Annotated in this window: 15 protein-coding genes, 4 tRNA genes and 4 pseudogenes; 17 read left to right on the forward strand and 6 right to left on the reverse strand. The window is 39.2% G+C overall.

The window, feature by feature from the left end:
- Window positions 1-118 precede the first annotated feature (118 nt).
- Window positions 119-1165, forward strand: coding sequence for a UDP-N-acetylmuramate dehydrogenase (gene murB, locus BTN50_RS04785; RefSeq protein ID WP_096619220.1), 1047 nt, complete (start codon window positions 119-121; stop codon window positions 1163-1165).
- A complete protein-coding gene (birA, locus tag BTN50_RS04790) occupies window positions 1153-2127 on the forward strand; it encodes a bifunctional biotin--[acetyl-CoA-carboxylase] ligase/biotin operon repressor BirA (RefSeq protein WP_096619221.1) in 975 nt (324 codons plus the stop codon). Before murB ends, birA begins: the two co-directional genes overlap by 13 nt.
- 8 nt (window positions 2128-2135) lie before the next feature.
- On the opposite strand, the gene coaA is transcribed toward birA, so the two are convergent.
- Window positions 2136-3071, reverse strand: coding sequence for a type I pantothenate kinase (coaA, locus tag BTN50_RS04795; RefSeq protein ID WP_096619222.1), 936 nt, complete (start codon window positions 3069-3071; stop codon window positions 2136-2138).
- 521 nt (window positions 3072-3592) lie between these two features.
- On the opposite strand from coaA, the pseudogene BTN50_RS11110 reads away from it, so the two are divergent.
- Window positions 3593-4020 (forward strand): annotated as a pseudogene (locus BTN50_RS11110) (transposase); the annotation flags it as partial.
- An 83-nt stretch (window positions 4021-4103) separates the two neighbouring features.
- Here BTN50_RS11110 and BTN50_RS04805 read toward each other — a convergent pair.
- A pseudogene (locus BTN50_RS04805) lies at window positions 4104-5027 on the reverse strand (IS5 family transposase).
- A gap of 387 nt (window positions 5028-5414) precedes the next feature.
- Between BTN50_RS04805 and BTN50_RS04810 the strand changes: the two are divergent.
- From BTN50_RS04810 to BTN50_RS04835, 6 genes are all read left to right on the forward strand, one after another.
- A tRNA-Thr gene (locus BTN50_RS04810) sits at window positions 5415-5490 on the forward strand.
- 23 nt (window positions 5491-5513) lie between these two features.
- A tRNA-Tyr gene (locus BTN50_RS04815) sits at window positions 5514-5598 on the forward strand.
- A 33-nt stretch (window positions 5599-5631) separates the two neighbouring features.
- A tRNA-Gly gene (locus BTN50_RS04820) sits at window positions 5632-5706 on the forward strand.
- Between the two features lie 4 nt (window positions 5707-5710).
- Window positions 5711-5786, forward strand: a tRNA-Thr gene (locus BTN50_RS04825).
- A gap of 543 nt (window positions 5787-6329) precedes the next feature.
- Window positions 6330-6557, forward strand: coding sequence for a transposase (locus BTN50_RS04830; RefSeq protein WP_161492955.1), 228 nt, complete (start codon window positions 6330-6332; stop codon window positions 6555-6557).
- Between the two features lie 438 nt (window positions 6558-6995).
- Complete coding sequence (locus tag BTN50_RS04835; RefSeq protein WP_096619225.1) at window positions 6996-7883, forward strand: DMT family transporter; 888 nt, start codon at window positions 6996-6998, stop codon at window positions 7881-7883.
- Between the two features lie 104 nt (window positions 7884-7987).
- Here the strand turns inward: BTN50_RS04835 and fre are convergent, their stop codons facing one another.
- The 4 genes and pseudogenes from fre to BTN50_RS12245 all read right to left on the reverse strand — a co-directional run.
- Window positions 7988-8707 (reverse strand): NAD(P)H-flavin reductase, encoded by a 720-nt coding sequence (gene fre, locus BTN50_RS04840; protein ID WP_096619226.1) that lies wholly within the window; start codon window positions 8705-8707, stop codon window positions 7988-7990.
- A 95-nt stretch (window positions 8708-8802) separates the two neighbouring features.
- Window positions 8803-8970 carry a hypothetical protein gene (locus tag BTN50_RS11115; RefSeq protein ID WP_223825589.1) on the reverse strand — a complete coding sequence of 56 codons (168 nt, stop codon included), beginning with the start codon at window positions 8968-8970 and terminating at the stop codon, window positions 8803-8805.
- A 9-nt stretch (window positions 8971-8979) separates the two neighbouring features.
- Window positions 8980-10860, reverse strand: coding sequence for a 4-hydroxy-3-polyprenylbenzoate decarboxylase (gene ubiD, locus BTN50_RS04850; protein WP_096619227.1), 1881 nt, complete (start codon window positions 10858-10860; stop codon window positions 8980-8982).
- Window positions 10861-11078: 218 nt separating this feature from the next.
- Window positions 11079-11617: pseudogene (locus tag BTN50_RS12245) on the reverse strand (transposase); the annotation flags it as partial.
- 342 nt (window positions 11618-11959) lie between these two features.
- Here BTN50_RS12245 and BTN50_RS04860 point away from each other — a divergent pair.
- From BTN50_RS04860 to rpoB, 8 genes and pseudogenes are all read left to right on the forward strand, one after another.
- Window positions 11960-12824, forward strand: a pseudogene (locus BTN50_RS04860) (IS5 family transposase).
- A 364-nt stretch (window positions 12825-13188) separates the two neighbouring features.
- Window positions 13189-13560: a preprotein translocase subunit SecE gene (gene secE / locus BTN50_RS04865; protein ID WP_096619228.1), complete on the forward strand. Its 372-nt coding sequence runs from the start codon at window positions 13189-13191 to the stop codon at window positions 13558-13560.
- A gap of 10 nt (window positions 13561-13570) precedes the next feature.
- On the forward strand, window positions 13571-14116 hold the full coding sequence (nusG, locus tag BTN50_RS04870) for a transcription termination/antitermination protein NusG (RefSeq protein WP_096619229.1): 546 nt from the start codon (window positions 13571-13573) through the stop codon (window positions 14114-14116).
- 125 nt (window positions 14117-14241) lie between these two features.
- Window positions 14242-14670, forward strand: a complete 429-nt coding sequence (gene rplK, locus BTN50_RS04875) for a 50S ribosomal protein L11 (protein ID WP_096619230.1) — start codon at window positions 14242-14244, stop codon at window positions 14668-14670.
- Window positions 14671-14674: 4 nt separating this feature from the next.
- A complete protein-coding gene (gene rplA / locus BTN50_RS04880) occupies window positions 14675-15379 on the forward strand; it encodes a 50S ribosomal protein L1 (RefSeq protein WP_096619231.1) in 705 nt (234 codons plus the stop codon).
- 229 nt (window positions 15380-15608) lie between these two features.
- Window positions 15609-16100 carry a 50S ribosomal protein L10 gene (gene rplJ / locus BTN50_RS04885; protein ID WP_096619232.1) on the forward strand — a complete coding sequence of 164 codons (492 nt, stop codon included), beginning with the start codon at window positions 15609-15611 and terminating at the stop codon, window positions 16098-16100.
- Window positions 16101-16160: 60 nt separating this feature from the next.
- Complete coding sequence (rplL, locus tag BTN50_RS04890; RefSeq protein WP_096619233.1) at window positions 16161-16523, forward strand: 50S ribosomal protein L7/L12; 363 nt, start codon at window positions 16161-16163, stop codon at window positions 16521-16523.
- Between the two features lie 232 nt (window positions 16524-16755).
- Window positions 16756-20781 carry a DNA-directed RNA polymerase subunit beta gene (rpoB, locus tag BTN50_RS04895; protein WP_096619234.1) on the forward strand — a complete coding sequence of 1342 codons (4026 nt, stop codon included), beginning with the start codon at window positions 16756-16758 and terminating at the stop codon, window positions 20779-20781.
- Window positions 20782-20799: the final 18 nt, after the last annotated feature.

Consider the following 20799-nt stretch of genomic DNA (forward strand, 5'->3'; position numbering starts at 1 on the left):
TAAAACGAAAGCGATTACTTAATAGTTAAGCATGTTAAAATGTGCTATTTAAACTCAAACTAGGAAACAAAGCCAGTATGCACTGCTACGACTTTAGGAAAACGAAACAGATAGTCGAATGAAAACTAAATCTGATAAGTCACTCAAATCTTTTCATACTTTTGGGCTAGATGTTCTTGCTAGAGAAATTATCGAAGTCCAGTGGCCCGAAGATTTTCTTACTCTTTGGCAAAATCCATCGTATTTGTCAACGCCGAAATTAATTCTCGGTGAAGGTAGTAATTTACTATTTTGCGAAAATTTTCAGGGTGTAATTGTCTTGAATAGATTGAAAGGCATTTCGATTTTGGAGACTGAACAGCATTGGCATCTACATGTTGCAGCTGGTGAAAATTGGCATGAGTTAGTATCGTGGACGATTGGACATGGCATGGGAGGTTTAGAAAATCTCGCGCTTATCCCTGGATTAGTCGGTTCAGCCCCCATTCAAAATATTGGTGCTTATGGTGTGGAGCTTAAAGAGCGTTGTGAGTACGTTGACGTGTTGTTTATTGCTTCTGGAAAAACTGTACGATTATCTGCAGCAAAATGTGAATTTGGTTATCGTGATTCAGTATTTAAACGAAAGCTTAAATATAAAACTATAGTGGTTGCTGTTGGTTTGAAACTTTCTAAAGTATGGTTGCCTATGATTGGATATGGCGCACTGGCAAAGCTAGCTGAGGGTGGTAAAGTAACGATTCGCGCCGTATTTGATAAAGTGTGTGAAATTCGTCGTAATAATCTTCCAGATCCACATACTATTGGTAACGCAGGTAGTTTTTTTAAAAATCCTATCGTATCCGTAGCATTAGTTAGAAAAATCAAAGAAACTTACCCTACAATACCTTATTATAATACAGGTGGTGGAAAGGTAAAGTTGGCTGCTGGATGGCTGATTGAGCAATCGGAATTAAAAGGTTTCTGTGTTGGTGGTGCGGCAGTGCACTCTAAACAAGCCTTAGTACTTATTAACACAGGAGAGGCTACGTCAAAAGACATTATTAAATTAGCTAAACATGTCGTGGACACCGTTTATCAACGATTTTGGGTTAAGTTAGAGCACGAAGTGCGCTTTATAGGGGCTGCACGCGAAACGTCATTGGAGGCAGTATGTCAGCGTTAAATAATGCATCTTACTTCAAACTCATTCGCATACTTGCTGATGGTAACTGTCATTCAGAAAAAAATCTTAGTCAAACTCTTGGTATTAACCGAGCTACAATTAGTCAACATATTAAAAAGTTACAGCAGTGGGGATTGGAGGTGCTCCAAGCTCAAAGTAAAGGATATTATTTACTTGCACCTCTCGACTTATTAAGTGAAGCAGTTCTACGTAAGAAACTACATGTTCCAGAGTTTACGCTAGTTCCAGTTATTGATTCTACCAATCAATACTTGTTAGATCGTATTGGGCAACTTACATCTGGTATGAGTTGTCTCGCAGAGTATCAACACGCTGGGCGTGGAAGGAGAGGAGGTGTTTGGTTTTCGCCATTTTGTGCTAATCTATGCTTTTCTATATACTGGAAATTAGATGCAAGTATAACAGCAGCGATGGGATTAAGCTTAGTAGTGGGCGTTGCAATGGTTGAAGTACTGGCTAAATTAGGAACTGAAGGTGTGAAGGTCAAATGGCCAAACGATTTGTATTGGCAAGATAAAAAGCTAGCTGGTATTTTGATTGAAATGACAGGGCAAGCAGGAGATGCAATACACTTGGTGATAGGTGTCGGGTTAAATATCGCTATGTCTGACAAATGTGACGTTGATCAAAATTGGGTTAATCTTAAGGATACATCTAATACTTTACCTGGGAAAAATATTTTGGCTGCGGCACTGATTAATGGTGTTATTGATGCGCTGAAAAAGTATGAAATTAACGGTATGATAGGGTTTGTTGAGCAATGGAACAAGTACGATAATTTTCAAAATCGTTCTGTTAAGTTGCTTTTGGAAAAATTTGAGACACAGGGTATTGTTCGCGGAATTAATGAACAAGGTGCTCTGTTGCTAGAAACTGAAACTGGTATTATACCTTATCTTAGTGGAAAAATTAGTTTTAGAGCCAATTCGCAAATAATGTAGATGGAGTCCTATTTTCTAACCATGATGGTTTGAACTGCATGCTTGTTACTTTTTTGAAGAATTAACCCTGCTCGTTCACGTGTTGGCAGAATGTTTTCCACCAAGTTTTTGCCATTAATTTCTTCCCAAATTTTAGTTGCTTTGTGCAAAGATTCATCAGGAGTAAGTTTTGTATAATGATGAAAATACGATGATGGATTTTTGAATGCTCCTTCTCGAAATGCCATAAAGCGTTCAATATACCAAGTTTTTAATAATTCAGGTTCTGCATCAACATAAATGGAAAAGTCCAAAAAATCTGAAATAAAAACTCGGTGTGGTTCATGAGGATAATCCATACCAGATTGCAGCACGTTGAGTCCTTCTACAATCAAAATGTCTGGCTGTTCAATGATCTTCGTACTTTCAGTCACGTTATAAATGAAGTGAGAATAAATTGGGGCTTCAACTTTGGCTTTTCCAGATTTTATATCTGAGACAAATCGTACAAGTTTTTTTATGTCGTAAGATTGAGGAAATCCCTTCTTTTTCATTAAATTTTTTTCTATAAGAACAGTATTGTTGTGGAGAAAACCATCAGTGGTTACTCGCGCGACTTTTGGATGTTCAGACCAGCGTTCAAGAAGTGCTTTAAGTAAACGTGCTGTTGTACTTTTACCTACAGCTACACTTCCCGCAATGCCAATGATATAAGGAATATTGGTGCCATTTTGGTCAAGAAAGTGTTCAAGAATCTGAGTTCGGCCTTTACGTGCTTGCACGTATAAATTTAGAAGGCGCGAAAGGGGTAGGTAAATATCCTGCACTTCATCCATAGTCAAATGTTCGTTTATGCCGTGCAGTTTTTCAAGATCATTTTCATTCAGTGTCATTGGCACTGCATCACGGAGTTCTGACCACTGCTTTCGGTTAAAAGACAGATAGGGCGTTAATATGTCACTCATGCTACAAATGAATCTATTTGAACTCAAGAAAACGACAATACATTATCAGCATTGATTGTGAAAGTTTGTTGCTTATTTAACCTGAATTGCGCATAATAAAGCCTATGAAAAATGGATTAAGCAATAAAGCTGTGATCTTATAGTTTGAAAAAACTATTGATTGTAGAAGGCCTTAAGTATGATTAATTTATACACTATTTTTATCAATGCCAGCAACAGTTGCTAGACTTTTTCTCTGTCTAGAAACAGTACTTCGCTTTTGTAGATATCAAATAAAACCCAAACTTTTTCACCACTTTATTAGCAAAATAATATTGGCAATAATAACATTTAATCAATTGTGGTATCAAGACTGCAATTCTATTGGATAGATTTTTACTGCTATTTCAGGTTTTGTTTCCTAAATCATGGAATTGAATGATCCATTCGCGCTCTAAACACCTAGGCTTTTTTAAATAATGAAGGCTCTGGACAAGCTTAGCTATCAAACAACTAACTGAAAGCAGTATAATTAAGCATTAATTAATAATGGCCCATTAACATTCTGGACTGATGAAGAAGCCATTCAGCCATGGAATTAAACTAAGCAGGGTAATCATGGAAGACCTTATTTATTGAGCGACTTAACTATGGCGACGGCTCTCATGGTTAAGCGCGTATTTTCAATGTTATTGGGAGGTCTGCAAGGATTAATTAATCTGGTTTTTAACTTGTTAAACTGCCGTTGTTATGCCCTAACTATTCATGAATTAGTAAGAGATCCAAAATGGTTAACGTCGTGCTCAATACAAAGATTGAAGGAACCATCCAGCACTTAATCATTGATTTTATAGAATTGAAAATTTATAGTGAGGGGAAATAAAAATATGGCACTGATGGTAACCGGTGAGTCTGGTGCAAGTTACCTTTAGTGGTAGATATGAATACGCATAAAATCATTACTGATGAATGAAATGCCTCAAATATGACTGCCGATGAAGTGCTACCTAATTTACTAGCTTTATTTCATAATACGAGTTCAGATAGCAAGTTTCAACATGATGAGCTATTAATAATCGTTTTTGTGTTAGGTATACATAACTTGGTTAGCTTATTTAACGCTTTTATCATGACGTAAATCTCGTGAATTTGAGCATGATGTTCTCTTAAGCTCAATGTTCCTCCGAATAGTTTTTTGACTCACACTTTGCCGTCTCTGATAGGGAACGTTTATGGTAACCATACTTCGTTTTTTAATATTGATTTGAACCGTATAAATTATGATAACTAACCGCTAAATTGCGCGATGACTTCGTTCCCCAAAAGTGGCTCTTTTTCTTGGTGGAATGAGTGGAACCGCACGTTTAATACGAATGGTTTCGTAACATCGTCTGGTGTTGTAAGCACTATCGACTGGTATTTCATTGATTTTTCAACAGATCTGTTTGAACAACTTAGGTAGCACTTCATTGTCAGTTGCATTAGACGTACTTAATTCAGCCTTAACGCGTATTGAAATCTATCGCTCAATGTAATTTGCGCCAGACTCATGGTTTTCCATCAGTGCTATATTTTTTACTTTTCATTCTATTTCACCGCAGACTTTGAGTTCCGCAGAATCAAGGGCTAAGTGCTTGACGGTTCCTTTATTCTTCGTCTTGAACGCTACGTTAACGTTTTGACTTGCTCACTAATGCATGAGTGTGAGGACATGACAACGGTTGTGGAGTAAGTTTGAAAATAGAATTAATGAATTCTTACAGACTCTTCCATGGCATAGTAAATATGTATTTAATCATAACAACCGTCTGGATGGCTCAGTTGCTAAAGAAATAAGGTCTTCTATAGTTATCCTGCTTAGCTTGATTTCATAGCTGAATGGCTTGTTCATCAATTTAAAATTTTAGTGAACCCCTATTGATTAATAGTTTGATTATGCTGCTTCTGGTTAGTTGTTTGGTAATTAAATTTGTTCATAAACCTGAATATTTAAGCGCACCTAGTTGTTTAGAAGGTAGATTGATCATTAAGTTTCCTGTTTAGGAAACAAAACCTTTCTGCACTTGCTTGAAACGACACAATAAAAAAACAATGAGGTATTCAAAATTAACAGAAATGTATAACACAGTCATTGGTATATTTATTAAGCATGAGTATGATCTTTAAATTAGAATCAGTGCATTGTATATGTGACCAAATAAAGCTTATTTTATGCATGGTTCAGGTTATTTAACGAGTTACTGCATGGCTAATAGACACGCTAAAGGCTAAAGAAACACACCTGACAGAAGCTGAATTGATAAAAAATTCAAAATAGCGGTTGCAAGGTCAAAAATCATTGCATAAAATACACAGCACTTATTTGCCGGTTTAGCTCAGTAGGTAGAGCAACTGACTTGTAATCAGTAGGTCGCCAGTTCAATTCCGGCAGCCGGCACCAATACGATATAAAGAAGATAATGAGGTGGGATTCCCGAGTGGCCAAAGGGATCAGACTGTAAATCTGACGGCTCAGCCTTCGAAGGTTCAAATCCTTCTCCCACCACCACAATTATTCAAATAGCTCTACGAAAAACTGAAAGCGGGTATCGTATAATGGCTATTACCTCAGTCTTCCAAGCTGATGATGCGGGTTCGATTCCCGCTGTCCGCTCCAATTTGCTGATATGGCTCAGGTGGTAGAGCGCACCCTTGGTAAGGGTGAAGTCCCCAGTTCAAGTCTGGGTATCAGCACCATTTTTTATGGCAAGTGACTTGAAGCCATTTTACTTATACCCCACATTAATTGCTGGTTGTGTGGTTAGTATGCCACCAAAATGTTATGTCTAGAAGACTGTAACGTCTAAAATAAGCGGAGATTCCGTACGTTACTTCGCATTAATCAATAATATTTTAAGAAAACTTTGTTTCCTAATGTGAGTTCAAATAGTAGATCCCAGCATAATTTACTATGAGATGCTCGTTTACTGTTTAGGCATACCTAGTTTTGTTAACTTATTTAATGTTCTTATTATGTTGTAAATTTTTTGAATCTAAGCACTGTAACTGATTAGGTTCAATGTCCCCTCCCGGGAGTTTTTTGATTCGAACTATTATTGTCTCTGCTAGAGAACGTTTATGGTAATTAATTTTATTGCTTAAATCAGGAAACTAGATTTTCAATAAACATTTTAAATAGCTAGGATAACTTAAATATTCAAATTTATAAACAAGATTCGCTATTAAACGACTAACAGGAAGCAGCATAATTAAGCTTTAATTAATTGGGATTCACTTACATTGTGGATTGATGAAGAAACCATTAAGCTATATAGTAAAATTAAGAGGAGTAATTATGAAAGATATCATTTATTGAGTGACTTAGCGATTACGACGACCTTCATGATTAAATGCGTATTTTCAATGCCATTGAGAAGTCTACAAAAATTCATTAATCCGGTTCTCAAATTTGCTCCACTGTCATTGTTATACTTGGACTATTCATCCATTAGTAAACAAGCAAAATGATTAGCATCACGTTCAAAACGAAGAATAAAGAAAGCATCCAGCGCTTAGCTATTGATTCTACGGAGTCAATGTTTACGGTGAAGGTGAATGAAAAATAAAAAAGCATGGTACTGATGAAAAACAGCGAGTTTGAATAAATTATATTTAGCGATAGATATAAATATGCATGAAATCATGCTGCTGAGTTAAGTGTATATTTATATAACTAATGGTGAAGTGATACCTAACTTGCTCAATTAAATATCAGGCGATGGAACTTACGATATTAGACAATATCTCGAAACCATTCGTATTAAACGAACAGTTTTATTCATTCCATCAAGGAAAGAAGCAATTGCTTGGAGCTTGGTTTCTTAACTAGAGTTCAGAAGTACATTGTCGATACATTACCGCATTTTAAAGTACAATAATAGCAACTTTCACGGGCATGATGGCATCATGGGATATCTCGCTTTTATTACCCTTCTCTGGGCATTTTCGTTCAGTTTAATTGGTGTTTACCTCACGGGTCAAGTAGACGAATATTTTTCTGTAATGAGCCGTATTGTACTTGCTACATTGGTCTTTCTGCCATTTTTACGCTTAAAAGGCATTCCCAAATCTTTAATGCTTAAACTAATGGTGATTGGAGCTCTTCAGCTTGGGTTAATGTACTGCTTTTATTATCAATCGTTTCTCTACCTTTCTGTACCTGAAGTGCTAATTTTCACCGTATTTACACCTATTTATATTACACTGACTTATGACATCATTCATCGTCGTTTCTCTCCATGGTACTTGATGACAGCATTATTAGCTGTATTAGGGGCTATGGTTATAAAGTTCACATCCGTCAATCCTCACTTTTTGCTTGGTTTTTTAATTGTTCAATGTGCAAATCTCTTTTTTGCCATTGGTCAGGTCAGCTACAAAGTGATCGTTGAAAGAGCTTATATTAACGTACCACAGCATACAATTTTTGGTTTTTTTTACCTTGGTGCACTTTGTGTTGTAGTACCAGCTTTTTTATTGCTGGGTAACCAAGAAAAATTTCCAACGAAAACAAATCAATGGCTTATTTTAGTGTATCTTGGCACTGTTGCTTCTGGTATGGGTTACTTTTTGTGGAATAAGGGTGTAACTTTAGTTAATGCTGGGGCTTTAGCCGTGATGAACAATGTCTTGGTGCCAACAGGTATTGTGATTAATTTGGTCATTTGGAACCAGGACACCGATTTGATTACCTTATCCATTGGTGGTTCCCTTATTTTACTGTCGCTTTGGCTCAATGAAACATGGGTAAAAAAAAGCATCGCATTGCGCATGCATAATACTAATTTTTCATAAATAGTATTTACGTCTTAAAAGCAATCGAGTGTACAAGCATTACCATTTGATAATGTCTTTTGAAAATTACTGAAAACTGCATCTACATTTTATGACGAAAAGTATTACAAGTAGGCAAATGCATCAGCAAATAAGTGCTCGCATCTTACACCACGTTCATTACAAAATTTTTCACGCGCCATAATTACCATTTCAAGACGACCAGCTATATAAACATCATACTTTGACAGTGACACAAAATCTTCCATCACAGCTTCAAGGACATTGCCTATTTTACTACTCCAGTTTTTGGGTGCGTTTTCCAACACAGGAATATAGTTTAGTTGGCTGTGTTTCAACGCCAGCATTTTCATCTCATTATTTGAGTACAGATGATTTATATCGCGCCCACCCCAGTATAAAAAAATTAGCTGTGTGAAATTTTGGCTCAAACAATAGTCAATCATGCTACGTACGTACGAAAATCCCGTGCCACCAGCAACCAGAATCAATGGACGCTGGCGTTCCTCACGCAACCATGCATCACCATGAGGCGCTTCTATCAAGAAAGAATCATCGCCTTTTTCTAAGGTTGCTTTCGACGCATTGACTACGTCAAGCGCGCAAGCATTCTTTTTTGCGACGCAAATGTGCAATTCAAGTTCATGACCATTCTGACGACATGGACTGCTTACAATAGAGAATGGATGTTTGTTTTTTGTACCCAGTACCACCAACAGATATTGTCCAGCTTTATAACTCACCGGTGCCGCCGGCTGTAACAAAATTCGATAAATGCTATCAGTCAGTAATGATACTGATTTGACTGCACATTTAATAGTCATCTCTTTCCTCCAAACTAACCGTTAAATCACTGCATGGTATGACTTGACAGGCAAATATCCAGTTTTATTGTGTTTCTTGTTCAGTTAGCATGGTGTCAAAAATAATCACGAATTTTACTTTCCGGTAAACAACATAAATAATTTGCAAAAATATCAATCTGATAACGGTTAGAAAATGATATATTGGCGTCGAGCTTATCTTGTAATGATATTTTGTGTGTATGTACCTTAAACTGAATGCCTTCTAACAATAAGTTTACCATAAACATGTCCTAGAGCCCTAATTTATTCCACATTTTATCGATTTTTAATACTATTTTAGGATCTTTTAAAATAGGTGTTGCCCACTCACGCATAGTTTCTCCCTTCCATTTATTGGTGACATCTAATCCCATTTTAGACCGAAGATTGATAAAAGATGACGTATCAGTGGACACATCATTACACATCAGGGTATCACGAAATGGATCCATTCGAGTGGTAATGGCCCACATCACATCATTCCAATTACGAATTTTCACGTCTTCATAATCAAAAACCATAATAAATTTTATGTGAGCAACCTTTTCAAATACAGACCAAATTCCCTGTATAATACGCGGTCCATCACCAACGGCTGCTTTATTAATGGTCACAAGCATCATGAGATTCCCCACTGCCTCAGTTGGTAAGTGAATATCTTCTATCTCAGGAAAACGTATTTTTAGTTCAAGAAGGCAAGCATCTACACGTTCTGAATCCGGCTCACACTCCGATTTTTTTGGTGAATTAGTGAGTTCCTCTTTCCATTTGATAGTCGCATCTAGCCCCATCTTAGAGCCAAGTCCCACCACGGGTGACGCAAAATCGAGTGAGTCTATCGGTGTGTTTTCAATCATTACGGTATCGCGCTTAGGCTCCATACATGTTGTGATTGCATTTATCACGTTTTTCCAATCACGTATATTGACGCCTCCATCTACTACAATTACATACTTTGTATATATGAATTGGCGAAGACACGACCAAACACCCATCATTATACGCTTGGCATGACCAGGATATTGTTTCTTTATGCCTACCACAGCTACACGATATGAGCACCCTTCAGGTGGTAGATAGAAATCTGTTATTTCAGGAAACTGTTTTTGCACTATTGGTACAAACACTTCGTTTAGTGCAACACCCAATATGGCTGGTTCATCCGGTGGGCGACCTGTGTATGTGCTGTGATATATTGGATCTTTGCGCATGGTAATGTGCGTAATAGTCAATACATGATAACTCCCGACTTCATTGTAGTAGCCAGTGTGGTCGCCATAAGGGCCTTCGTCAGCATATTCCGTGGGATCAATAGACCCTTCCATCACAATTTCTGCACTAGCAGGGACTTCAAGCTCATTGCTGAGGCTCTTCACTACTTCGGTTCTACTGCCACGTAACAGACCTGCAAACGCATACTCTGACATTGTATCTGGTATAGGTGTCACGGCACCTAGTATGGTGGCGGGGTCCGCACCAAACGCCACAGATACTGGGAAAAATTTGCTCGGGTGAGCTGCCATCCAATCTCGCAAGTCTAATGCGCCACCACGATGTGCTAACCAACGCATAATGACTTTGTTTTTACTGATTTTTTGTTGACGATAAATACCCAAATTTTGGCGTTTTTTACCTGGCCCTTTGGTTACAGTTAATCCCCAAGTCAGCAATGGGGCAACATCATTAGGCCAGCAATTCATCACGGGAATTTTATTGAGGTCAACATCTTTCCCTATCCAAACAATATCTTGGCAAGGAGCTCTGCGTAGTCTTTTTGTTGGCATATTGAGTACTTGCCTGAACAGGAGCAACTGATTAATTGCGTCCTTGAAACCTTTTGGTGGTTCCGGTTCTTTGAAGTAAGCCAACAATTTACCGACTTCACGAAGCTCATTCACTTCGTTACGACCCATACCAATTGCTACCCGTTTAGGTGTACCGAATAAATTGACGAGAATAGGCATGCTGTATCCCGTTGGGTTTTCGAACAATAGAGCAGGACCACCAACACGTAGTGTTCGATCGGCAATCTCCGTCATTTCTTGATCGGGGCTTACCGGGTGTGTAATACGTTTTAACTCACCGACTGATTCCAAATAACCTATAAACTTACGTAAGTCAGTAAATTTCATATTTTTCTCGGATGAAGTGTCATACTACTAGTATAATGAAATGAATTACAATTATCAGTGTCAAAAAGACTGAATTCTGTGCTTGATACTTCAGTGGTCTGCAGATGCGAGATGTAGCTACTATCTTTAGATCACTTGGCTTGGTTCCTCAATTTGAGTGCAGAGAGAAAATTTCAACATGATTAACGATTAAACAATCACTTTCATTTTAGGTATACTTAGCCGGTCAGCTTATTCAAGGCTTTTGTCATGTCGTAAATTTTGTTAATCTGAGCATTGTGAGCTCTTAAGCTCAATGTTTCTCCAAGTAGTTTTTTGATTCTAAGTGTTGTCGTCCCTGATAGGGAACATGTACGGTAACTATCCCTCGTTTTACAATGTTGACTGAAACCGTATAACTGCTGGTAACTGACCGCTGAATTTCGCGGATGGCCGCATTTTAAAAAGCTGTTCTTTTTCTAGGTAGGATGAGTGGAACCGCTCGTTTAATGCGAATGGTTGCGTAACATTGTTTGGCGTCATAAGCATTATCAGCTGATATCTCATTGATTTATAAGCAGTTCTATTCAAGTAAGTTAGGTAGCATTTCACCATCAGTCACGTTGGATGCATTTAACTTAGCAGCAATGATTTCATGCGTATTTATATCTACTATTACATGTAACTTGCGCCAGACTTTCCGCTTTCCTTTACCGTAGACTTTAAGTCCTGTCGAATCAATGGTTAAGTGCTGGATGCTTCCTTTATTTGTAGTCTTGAGCGTGCTTTATATCTTAATTCGAGTTCAGATAGCACATCTCAGATGATTCACTGTTAGATAATCACGTTCGTGTTAAGTATACCTAGTCTTGTCAGTTCATGTAACACTTTTATCATGGTATCGGTTTCACTAATCTGAGTTGTGTGATTCTTTAGGCTCAATGTTCCTCTCAGTAGTTTGTTTGACTCGAACCATTGCTGTCTCTGCTAGGTAATATTTATGGTAACCGACTTTATTTTTTAAACAAGGAAACTAAATTTTCAATCAACACTTTAAACTGCTAGGCTTATTTAGATATTCAGGTTTATAAATAATCTTCGCTACAAAATAACTAACTGGATGCAGTATAATCAAGTTTTAATCAATTGTGGCTGACTAATATTTTAATTGATTAAGAAGCGATTTAAATATGGAATCAAACGCAGTAGGGTAATCATGGGAGGTTTCGTTTATTTAGAGACTGAGCCATTACGATGGCCCTGATGGTTAAATGCGTATCGTCAATGCCATTGAACGGTCTGCAAAGGTTAATTCTGTTTTTTAAACTTGTTCAACTGCCGTTGTCATACCCTCACTATTTATGCATTAGCAAGCAAGCCAAAACGATTAACGTCATGTTCAAGACGAAGGATTAAGAAAGCATCCAGTACTTAGCCATTAATTTTACAAGACTCAAAGTCTACGGTGAAGAAAAAGGGAAAGTAAAAAAGCATGGTATTGATGGGAAATGGGGAGTCTGGAGCAAACTATATTTAGTGATAAATATAAATACGCATGAAATTATTGTTGCAGAGTTAAGTGTATTAAATGTGATTGATAGTGAAGTGCTACCTAGTTTACTCAAACAGCCCCGCTGAAAAACCAATAAAATATTAGCCGACGGTGCTTATAATACCGTTCGTATTAAACGAGCGGTTCCATTCTTGCCACCAAGAAAATGAGCAATTTTTGGGAAAGAAGTTATCCGTGTAATTTAGAGGTTAGTTATCAGCAGTGATACGGTTTCAATCAGCATTATCAAATGAGGGATGGTTACTATACATGTTTCCTATTAGAGGAGGCAATATTTAGAGTCGAAACACTACTCGGAGGAACATTGAGCTTAAGAGCTCACAATGCTCAGATTAGCGAAATGTATGGTATTATAAAAGCGTTAAATGAGCTGACTGAGCTAGGCATTCCTAAAATAAAAGTGATTGTTTAATCGCTAACTATGTTGAGATTTGCTATCGGAACCTGAATTAGGAAACAAAACTCTATTAATGTTATTTTTATCACGTCAATCGCGATGGGTGAAGGTTTCTATTGTGTTATCCGTGAAGGTGGCTATATTGTTGGTGCTCATGTTGTCGCTATAATCATTGAATAAAATTTGACTACATACTAGCAAAAAGGGCATCATTTAATGTGTTTTTGCTGCGCCAAATTATTGAATTAATATTTTTGTCTATTTGGTGCAAAAGTGAACGTTTTTGGGATAAAAAATAGACGATTTTATTTGTCAATTCTATTTCCCTTGTTGATGCGAGGTTGTCGTCTATGAAAAAGATAAGTTATAGGTAGAATGTATGAGAGCAAATGCTGAAACCTCAACGGGGTCAATGGATACTCTGAAATGGGTTGTAGTTTTTGCCTTACTAGCGACTGCTGTCGTGGGAAATAGCTTGTATGATTATATGTCCATAGTGCTTCGAACTGCTATTGTGATTTTGCTCGTTGCTGGTGCCGGTTGTGTTGTTGCCATAACAACAAAAGGAAGAGCTGCAATCACTTTTGCACGAGAATCACGTATGGAAGTGCGGAAGGTGGTGTGGCCAACGCGCCAAGAAACTGTGCAGACTACTCTTATCGTTTTAGCGGTCACTGTCGTTATGGCGCTCATCCTGTGGGGCATTGACGGTATCATGATCCGTTTGGTCCGCCTATTTACTGGTGTGTGAGGATAAATTCATGAGCGAAGTTCCAAAGAAACGTTGGTATGTTGTTCAAGCTTTTTCTGGCTTTGAAAGCCGAGTATCGAGATCACTGCGAGAATATATTAAAATTCATGAAATGGAAGACTTTTTTGGTGACGTACTTGTACCTACCGAAGAGGTTGTAGAGATGCGTGCTGGACAGCGCCGCAAAAGCGAACGTAAGTTCTTCCCCGGGTATGTTCTGGTTCAGATGACTATGAATGATGAGTCATGGCACTTAGTACGAAGTGTACCGCGTGTAATGGGTTTTCTTGGTGGTACACCAGATCGTCCAGCACCGATTTCTGATAAAGAAGCAGATTCCATTTTAAATCGATTAGAGAAAGCTGGCGAATCACCAGTACATAAAATTGTTTATGAAGCAGGTGAAGTTGTGCGCGTCACAGAAGGTCCATTCGTGGACTTTAATGGTGTTATTGAAGCGGTTGATTATGAGAAGAATCGGGTTAAGGTATCTATATCCATCTTCGGTCGTGCTACCCCAGTAGAGCTTGAGTTTCATCAGGTAGAAAAAAGCTGATTATTTTTTACTCGTTGTAGTGTTGTGAATGTCATGGAATTTACATTCGATCTCGTGTCATCTTGTTAAATCGGGAGTCTATTCGTAGATAATAGACGTTTGAACCTAAATTTAGGTATTTAGTAATGGCTAAAAAAGTAGAAGCGTATATTAAGTTGCAGGTAGCAGCTGGTATTGCAAACCCAAGTCCACCAGTTGGTCCAGCTCTTGGTCAACATGGTGTCAATATTATGGAGTTTTGTAAAGCATTCAATGCACGTACAGAATCGTTGGAAAAAGGTCTGCCTATTCCTGTTGTTATCACTGTATACAAGGACCGTTCTTTTACATTTCAAACTAAAACGCCACCTGCAGCAGTTTTGTTAATGAAAGCTGCTGGTATCAGGTCTGGTTCAGGTCGTCCTAACACGGAGAAAGTAGGTACTGTCACTGATGCTCAGATTCAGGAAATTGCTGAAACAAAAGTACAAGATATGACAGGAGCTGACGTTGATGCGATGAAGCGTTCAATTGCTGGTACAGCTTATTCAATGGGCCTAGTGGTAGAGGGATAAAATAATGGTAAAATTGACTAAACGCATGCGCAGTATCCGCGATAAAGTTGATGCTGCTCGTGATTACGACATTAACGAAGCTCTTTCTCTTCTTAAAGAATTAGCTACTGCTAAATTTGTTGAAAGTGTAGATGTTGCCGTGAATTTGGGCATCGATGCGCGTAAATCTGATCAAAATATACGTGGTGCAACTGTGTTACCACATGGCACTGGGAATAATATTCGTGTAGCAGTATTCACTCAAGGAACAAACGTGGAAGCGGCTAAAGACGCTGGCGCTGATATCATTGGTATGGAAAATTTGGCTGACCAAATCAAGAAAGGAGAAATAAATTTTGATGTGGTTATTGCATCTCCAGATGCAATGCGTATTGTTGGTCAATTGGGTACGATCTTGGGTCCACGCGGTCTAATGCCAAATCCAAAAGTTGGTACTGTAACGCCGAATGTTGCTCAAGCGGTTATTAATGCTAAAGCTGGTCAAGTGCGTTATCGTAACGATAAAAATGGTATCATTCATACCACTCTTGGTAAGGTTAATTTTGATACTAATAAACTTAAGGGTAACCTTGAAGCATTATTGGTAGCTCTGAAAAAGTCTAAGCCTGCTTCAGCGAAAGGCACGTTCATCAAAAAAGTAAGCATTTCTACCACTATGGGTGCGGGTATTGCGGTTGATCAGAATACGTTGGATGTACCAGTAAATTAATTGCTTAAAGTTGAGTCTAACTTTATAATGCTTCGCTTTAAAACAATGGTTGATGTCCGTTGGTTGGACTTCATCCCAGACCGTAGGCGTTTTACTTTTTAAGAAAAACTTAATCTAGCCTACGTAGATGGTCTCAGGGTATGATAAAAATTTTTTTCCTGGATCTGCGCCGTAATGACTCTCCTACTGTCAAGTGTGAGTGAGCAATATAATGCAGGAGCAAACTCAAATGACATTAAATATTCAAGATAAAAAAGCAATTATTGCTGAAGTTCATAAAGCGACCAGTGGTGCCATATCAGCAGTTATAGCCGATGCACGCGGTGTCACGGTTGGTGCCATGACTTCTCTACGTAAACAAGCGCGTGAAGCGGGAGTTTACTTGAAAGTTGTTCGTAACACCTTGGCACGTCGTGCAGTTAAAGACACTGACTATGAGTGCCTACAAGATACTTTTACTGGTCCTTCATTGATCGGTTTCTCTAATGAGCACCCAGGTGCTGCAGCGCGTCTCTTTAGAGATTTTGCTAAAGAAAATAAAAATTTTAAAATCAAAGCTGCTGCATTCGAAGGCTCTATCACTGACGCGAATGTACTCGCAACACTGCCAACATACAACGAAGCTATTGTACTCCTGCTGAAGTGCATGAAAGAAGCTTCTGCTGGTAAGTTGGTACGTACTGTCGCAGCTATTCGCGACCAAAAAGTAATTACGGCATAATTTGCCTTGCTTTTAATTGGTTATTATTTAAACTAATTGTTGACTTTAAAGAGAAGTATTATGTTTATTACTAACGCGCAAATTTTAGACGCAGTTGCAGACATGTCTGTAATGCAAGTTGTTGAGTTAATTGAAGCTATGGAAAAAAAATTTGGTGTTACTGCTGCTGCAGTTGTAGCTGATGGTGCTGCAGTTGAAACTGTAGAAGAGCAAACAGAATTTGATGTGATCTTGACTTCTTGTGGTCCTAATAAAGTTTCTGTTATCAAAGCAGTACGTAGCGCAACTGGCCTTGGTTTGAAAGAAGCTAAAGCAATAGTTGATGGCGCACCAACTTCTCTGAAAGAAGCTGTTTCTAAAGAAGAAGCTGAAGCTCTAAAGAAAAATTTAGAAGAAGCTGGTGCTTCTGTTGAAGTTAAGTAATTTTTATTGAATTTTTTAGTCTGTACAGGCTAATGGCTGGTGGCTAAATAGCCACCAGCTTTTTTGCGCCGTAGGGTAGAAGTGAGTTTTTCACCCCGTTTAGTCACTACTAGCCATGCAAAAAAACAGCGAAAATAATTTTTCGATGTTCTTACAGTAAATGGTGGTTGTATAGTTACTGTCCCCTCAGTCTGGACAGTTTGGGTCACTTATCAGCGAGCTGAGGAACCCTATGGTTTACTCTTATACCGAGAAAAAACGTATCCGTAAGGATTTTGGCAAACGTCCTCAAGTTTTGGACGTGCCATATCTGCTGTCAATCCAGCTTGATTCTTTTGAAAAATTTATCGAGCAGGATCCTGAAGGGCAATACGGTCTTGAAGCTGCCTTTCGCTCTGTTTTTCCGATTCAGAGTTATAATGGTAATTCCGAACTGCAATACGTTAGCTATCGTCTCGGTGAGCCAGTTTTCGATGTCAAAGAATGTCAGATTCGTGGCGTCACTTATTCAGCACCATTACGCGTTAAATTACGTTTGGTGATGTTTGACAAAGATGCACCTGCTGGCACCGTAAAAGATATTAAAGAACAAGAAGTCTACATGGGTGAAATACCACTTATGACCGATAATGGCACCTTCGTAATCAATGGTACTGAGAGGGTTATCGTGTCTCAGCTACATCGTAGTCCGGGTGTTTTTTTCGACAGCGATAAGGGTAAAACTCATTCCTCAGGTAAAGTGCTGTATAATGCGCGCATCATCCCTTACCGTGGCTCATGGTTGGATTTTGAGTTTGATCCTAAGGATATTGTGTACGTACGTATTGATCGTCGTCGTAAGCTTCCAGCATCGATGATTTTGCGTGCGCTAGAATACACCACGGAGCAAATTCTTGATCTTTTTTTCGATAAAATAGTTTTTAAAGTTAAAGGTAAATCTCAGGTAATGGAGCTGGTACCGGATCGTTTACGTGGTGAAACTGCCAGCTTTGATATCGAAGCTAATGGTCAAGTTTATGTAGCAACTGGTCGCCGTATTACTGCTCGTCATATTCGTCAGCTGGAGAAAGACGGAATTAAACAAATTAATGTTCCTGTTGAATACATCATGGGTAAAGTATCTGCGCGCGACTACGTCAATGAGGAGACTGGTGAAATCATTGTTGCTGCTAATCAAGAGTTGAACTTAGAATCACTAGAGTTATTGTCCCAGGCTGGTCACAAGAAGATTGAAACGCTATTCACCAATGATCTTGATCACGGTCCTTACATGTCAGATACACTTCGTATCGACAGCACGTCTGATCGTTTGTCAGCATTGGTTGAAATCTACCGCATGATGCGACCTGGTGAACCACCAACACGCGAAGCAGCTGAGCAGCTTTTGGAGAGCTTATTCTTCTCAGAAGATCGTTATGATCTGTCCGCGGTAGGTCGCATGAAGTTCAACAGTTCGCTTTGCCGTGAGGCAATGGCCGGTTCCGGCGTATTAAACCATGACGACATTATTCAAGTGATACGTAAACTTATCGATATCCGTAATGGTATTGGTGAAGTGGATGATATTGATCACCTTGGTAATCGTCGTATCCGTTCTGTGGGTGAGATGGCAGAAAATCAATTCCGTGTTGGTTTGGTGCGTGTCGAACGTGCAGTTAAAGAACGCTTAAGTCTCGGTGATCTTGATGCAATCTTGCCCCAGGATTTGATCAATGCCAAGCCTATTTCTGCGGCAGTAAAAGAGTTCTTTGGTTCTTCTCAGTTGTCTCAGTTTATGGATCAGAACAATCCGTTGTCAGAAGTCACGCATAAGCGTCGTATTTCGGCATTGGGCCCAGGAGGTCTAACACGTGAACGTGCAGGCTTTGAAGTTAGAGATGTACACGCAACCCACTATGGTCGTCTTTGTCCTATCGAAACTCCGGAAGGTCCAAACATCGGTTTAATTAATTCACTTTCAGCGTATGCACGTACTAATCCTTATGGGTTCTTAGAAACGCCTTACCGTAAAGTGATTGATGGCAAAGTAACTGACCAAATTGATTACTTGTCAGCTATAGAGGAAGGTCAATTTGTTATTGCACAGGCAAATGCCGTGTTGAACGAAGATGGCTCATTCGGTGAAGAACTGATCACTGCTCGTCAGAAAGGTGATTCAGGTTTGCACTTGCGCGACCATGTACAGTACATGGACGTTGCAACCAACCAAATTGTGTCAGTGGCTGCATCTTTGATTCCATTCTTAGAACACGATGATGCTAATCGGGCATTGATGGGTGCAAATATGCAACGTCAGGCAGTACCTACTCTGCGTGCTGATAAGCCTCTGGTAGGTACTGGTATTGAACGCGCTGTAGCAGTTGACTCCGGCGTTACTGCCGTCGCTAAACGTGGCGGTATAGTTCAGTCAGTTGATGCATCACGTATCGTTATCAAAGTCATTGAAGATGAACTCATTTCTGGAGAAGCGGGTATTGATATCTATAATCTAACGAAATATACCCGCTCGAATCAGAATACTTGTATCAACCAGCGTCCTACGGTGATGCCTGGTGAACTAGTTGCACGTGGTGACGTGTTGGCTGATGGTCCTTCAACGGATTTGGGTGAACTTGCACTTGGTCAAAATATGCGTATCGCATTCATGCCATGGAACGGCTACAATTTTGAAGATTCTATCCTTGTGTCTGAGCGTGTAGTACAGGAAGATCGTCTGACTACTATCCATATTCAAGAGCTTTCTTGTGTGGCGCGTGACACTAAGCTGGGTAGCGAAGAAATCACTGCGGATATTCCTAATGTAGGTGAAGCTGCATTGTCTAAACTTGATGAATCCGGTGTTGTATACATTGGTGCGGAAGTGAAAGGTGGCGATATTCTGGTGGGAAAAGTGACGCCTAAAGGTGAAACACAGCTGACTCCAGAAGAAAAACTTTTACGGGCAATCTTCGGTGAGAAAGCGTCTGATGTTAAAGATTCTTCTCTACGCGTTCCAAACGGTGTGTCTGGTACGATTATTGACGTTCAAGTATTTATCCGTGATGGAGTTGAAAAAGACAAGCGTGCGCTAGAAATTGAAAAAATGCAGCTTAAAGAAGCAAAGAAAGATCTGACAGAAAAATTTTCTATTCTTGAAGGTGGTTTGATAGCACGTGTTCGTAGTGTACTGGTGAATGCTGCTTATAGCCAAGATAAAATAGCGAATATGAATCATCAAAGCATGCTGACTCAGACTCTTGATGATGAAACGTTGCAAACTCAACTAGAACAGCTTGCTGAGCAGTATGATGAACTAGAAGATGACTTTGAGAAGCAGTTTGATAGCAAACGCCGTAAAATCACTCAAGGTGATGATTTGGCACCAGGTGTCCTGAAGATAGTTAAGGTTTATCTGGCTGTCAAACGTCGTATTCAACCTGGTGACAAAATGGCAGGTCGTCATGGTAACAAAGGTGTAATATCTAAAATCAATCCCATTGAAGATATGCCGTACGATGAAGATGGTGAGCCAATAGATATAGTGTTGAATCCATTGGGTGTGCCGTCTCGCATGAACATTGGTCAAATCCTTGAAACTCACCTTGGTTTAGCTGCAAAAGGTATCGGCAACAAGATCAACAAAATGTTTAAAGAGCAACAAGAATTAGCAAAATTTCGTGAATTTTTGCAAAAAGTATACAGTCTGGGTGACACACGTCAGCAAGTAGATATTAGTGCTTTGTCAGATGATGAAGTGCGTACACTGATCCAGAACCTGCGTGCTGGTCTACCGATTGCAACGCCAGTGTTCGATGGTGCACCTGAATCATCAATTAAAGACCTATTGAAGTTGGCCGATCTACCAGAATCTGGTCAGTTGAACCTATTTGATGGTCGTACCGGTGAAAAATTTGAACGTCCTGTAACCGTGGGTTACATGTATATGCTGAAACTGAACCACTTGGTTGATGATAAGATGCACGCCCGTTCTACCGGTTCGTATAGTCTGGTTACGCAGCAACCTCTGGGTGGTAAAGCTCAGTTCGGTGGTCAGCGCTTCGGTGAAATGGAAGTGTGGGCTTTGGAAGCATACGGTGCAGCTTATACCTTGCAAGAGATGCTGACTGTCAAATCGGACGATGTGAATGGTCGTACAAAAATGTACAAAAACATTGTCGATGGCGATCACCGTATGGAACCGGGTATGCCTGAATCTTTCAATGTGCTATTGAAAGAAATTCGCTCGTTGGGTATCAATATAGAGCTAGAAGACGAATAAACTAAGGCTTACTTTTTA

Source organism: Candidatus Enterovibrio altilux (genome assembly GCF_002381345.1).
Classification (GTDB): domain Bacteria; phylum Pseudomonadota; class Gammaproteobacteria; order Enterobacterales; family Vibrionaceae; genus Enterovibrio; species Enterovibrio altilux.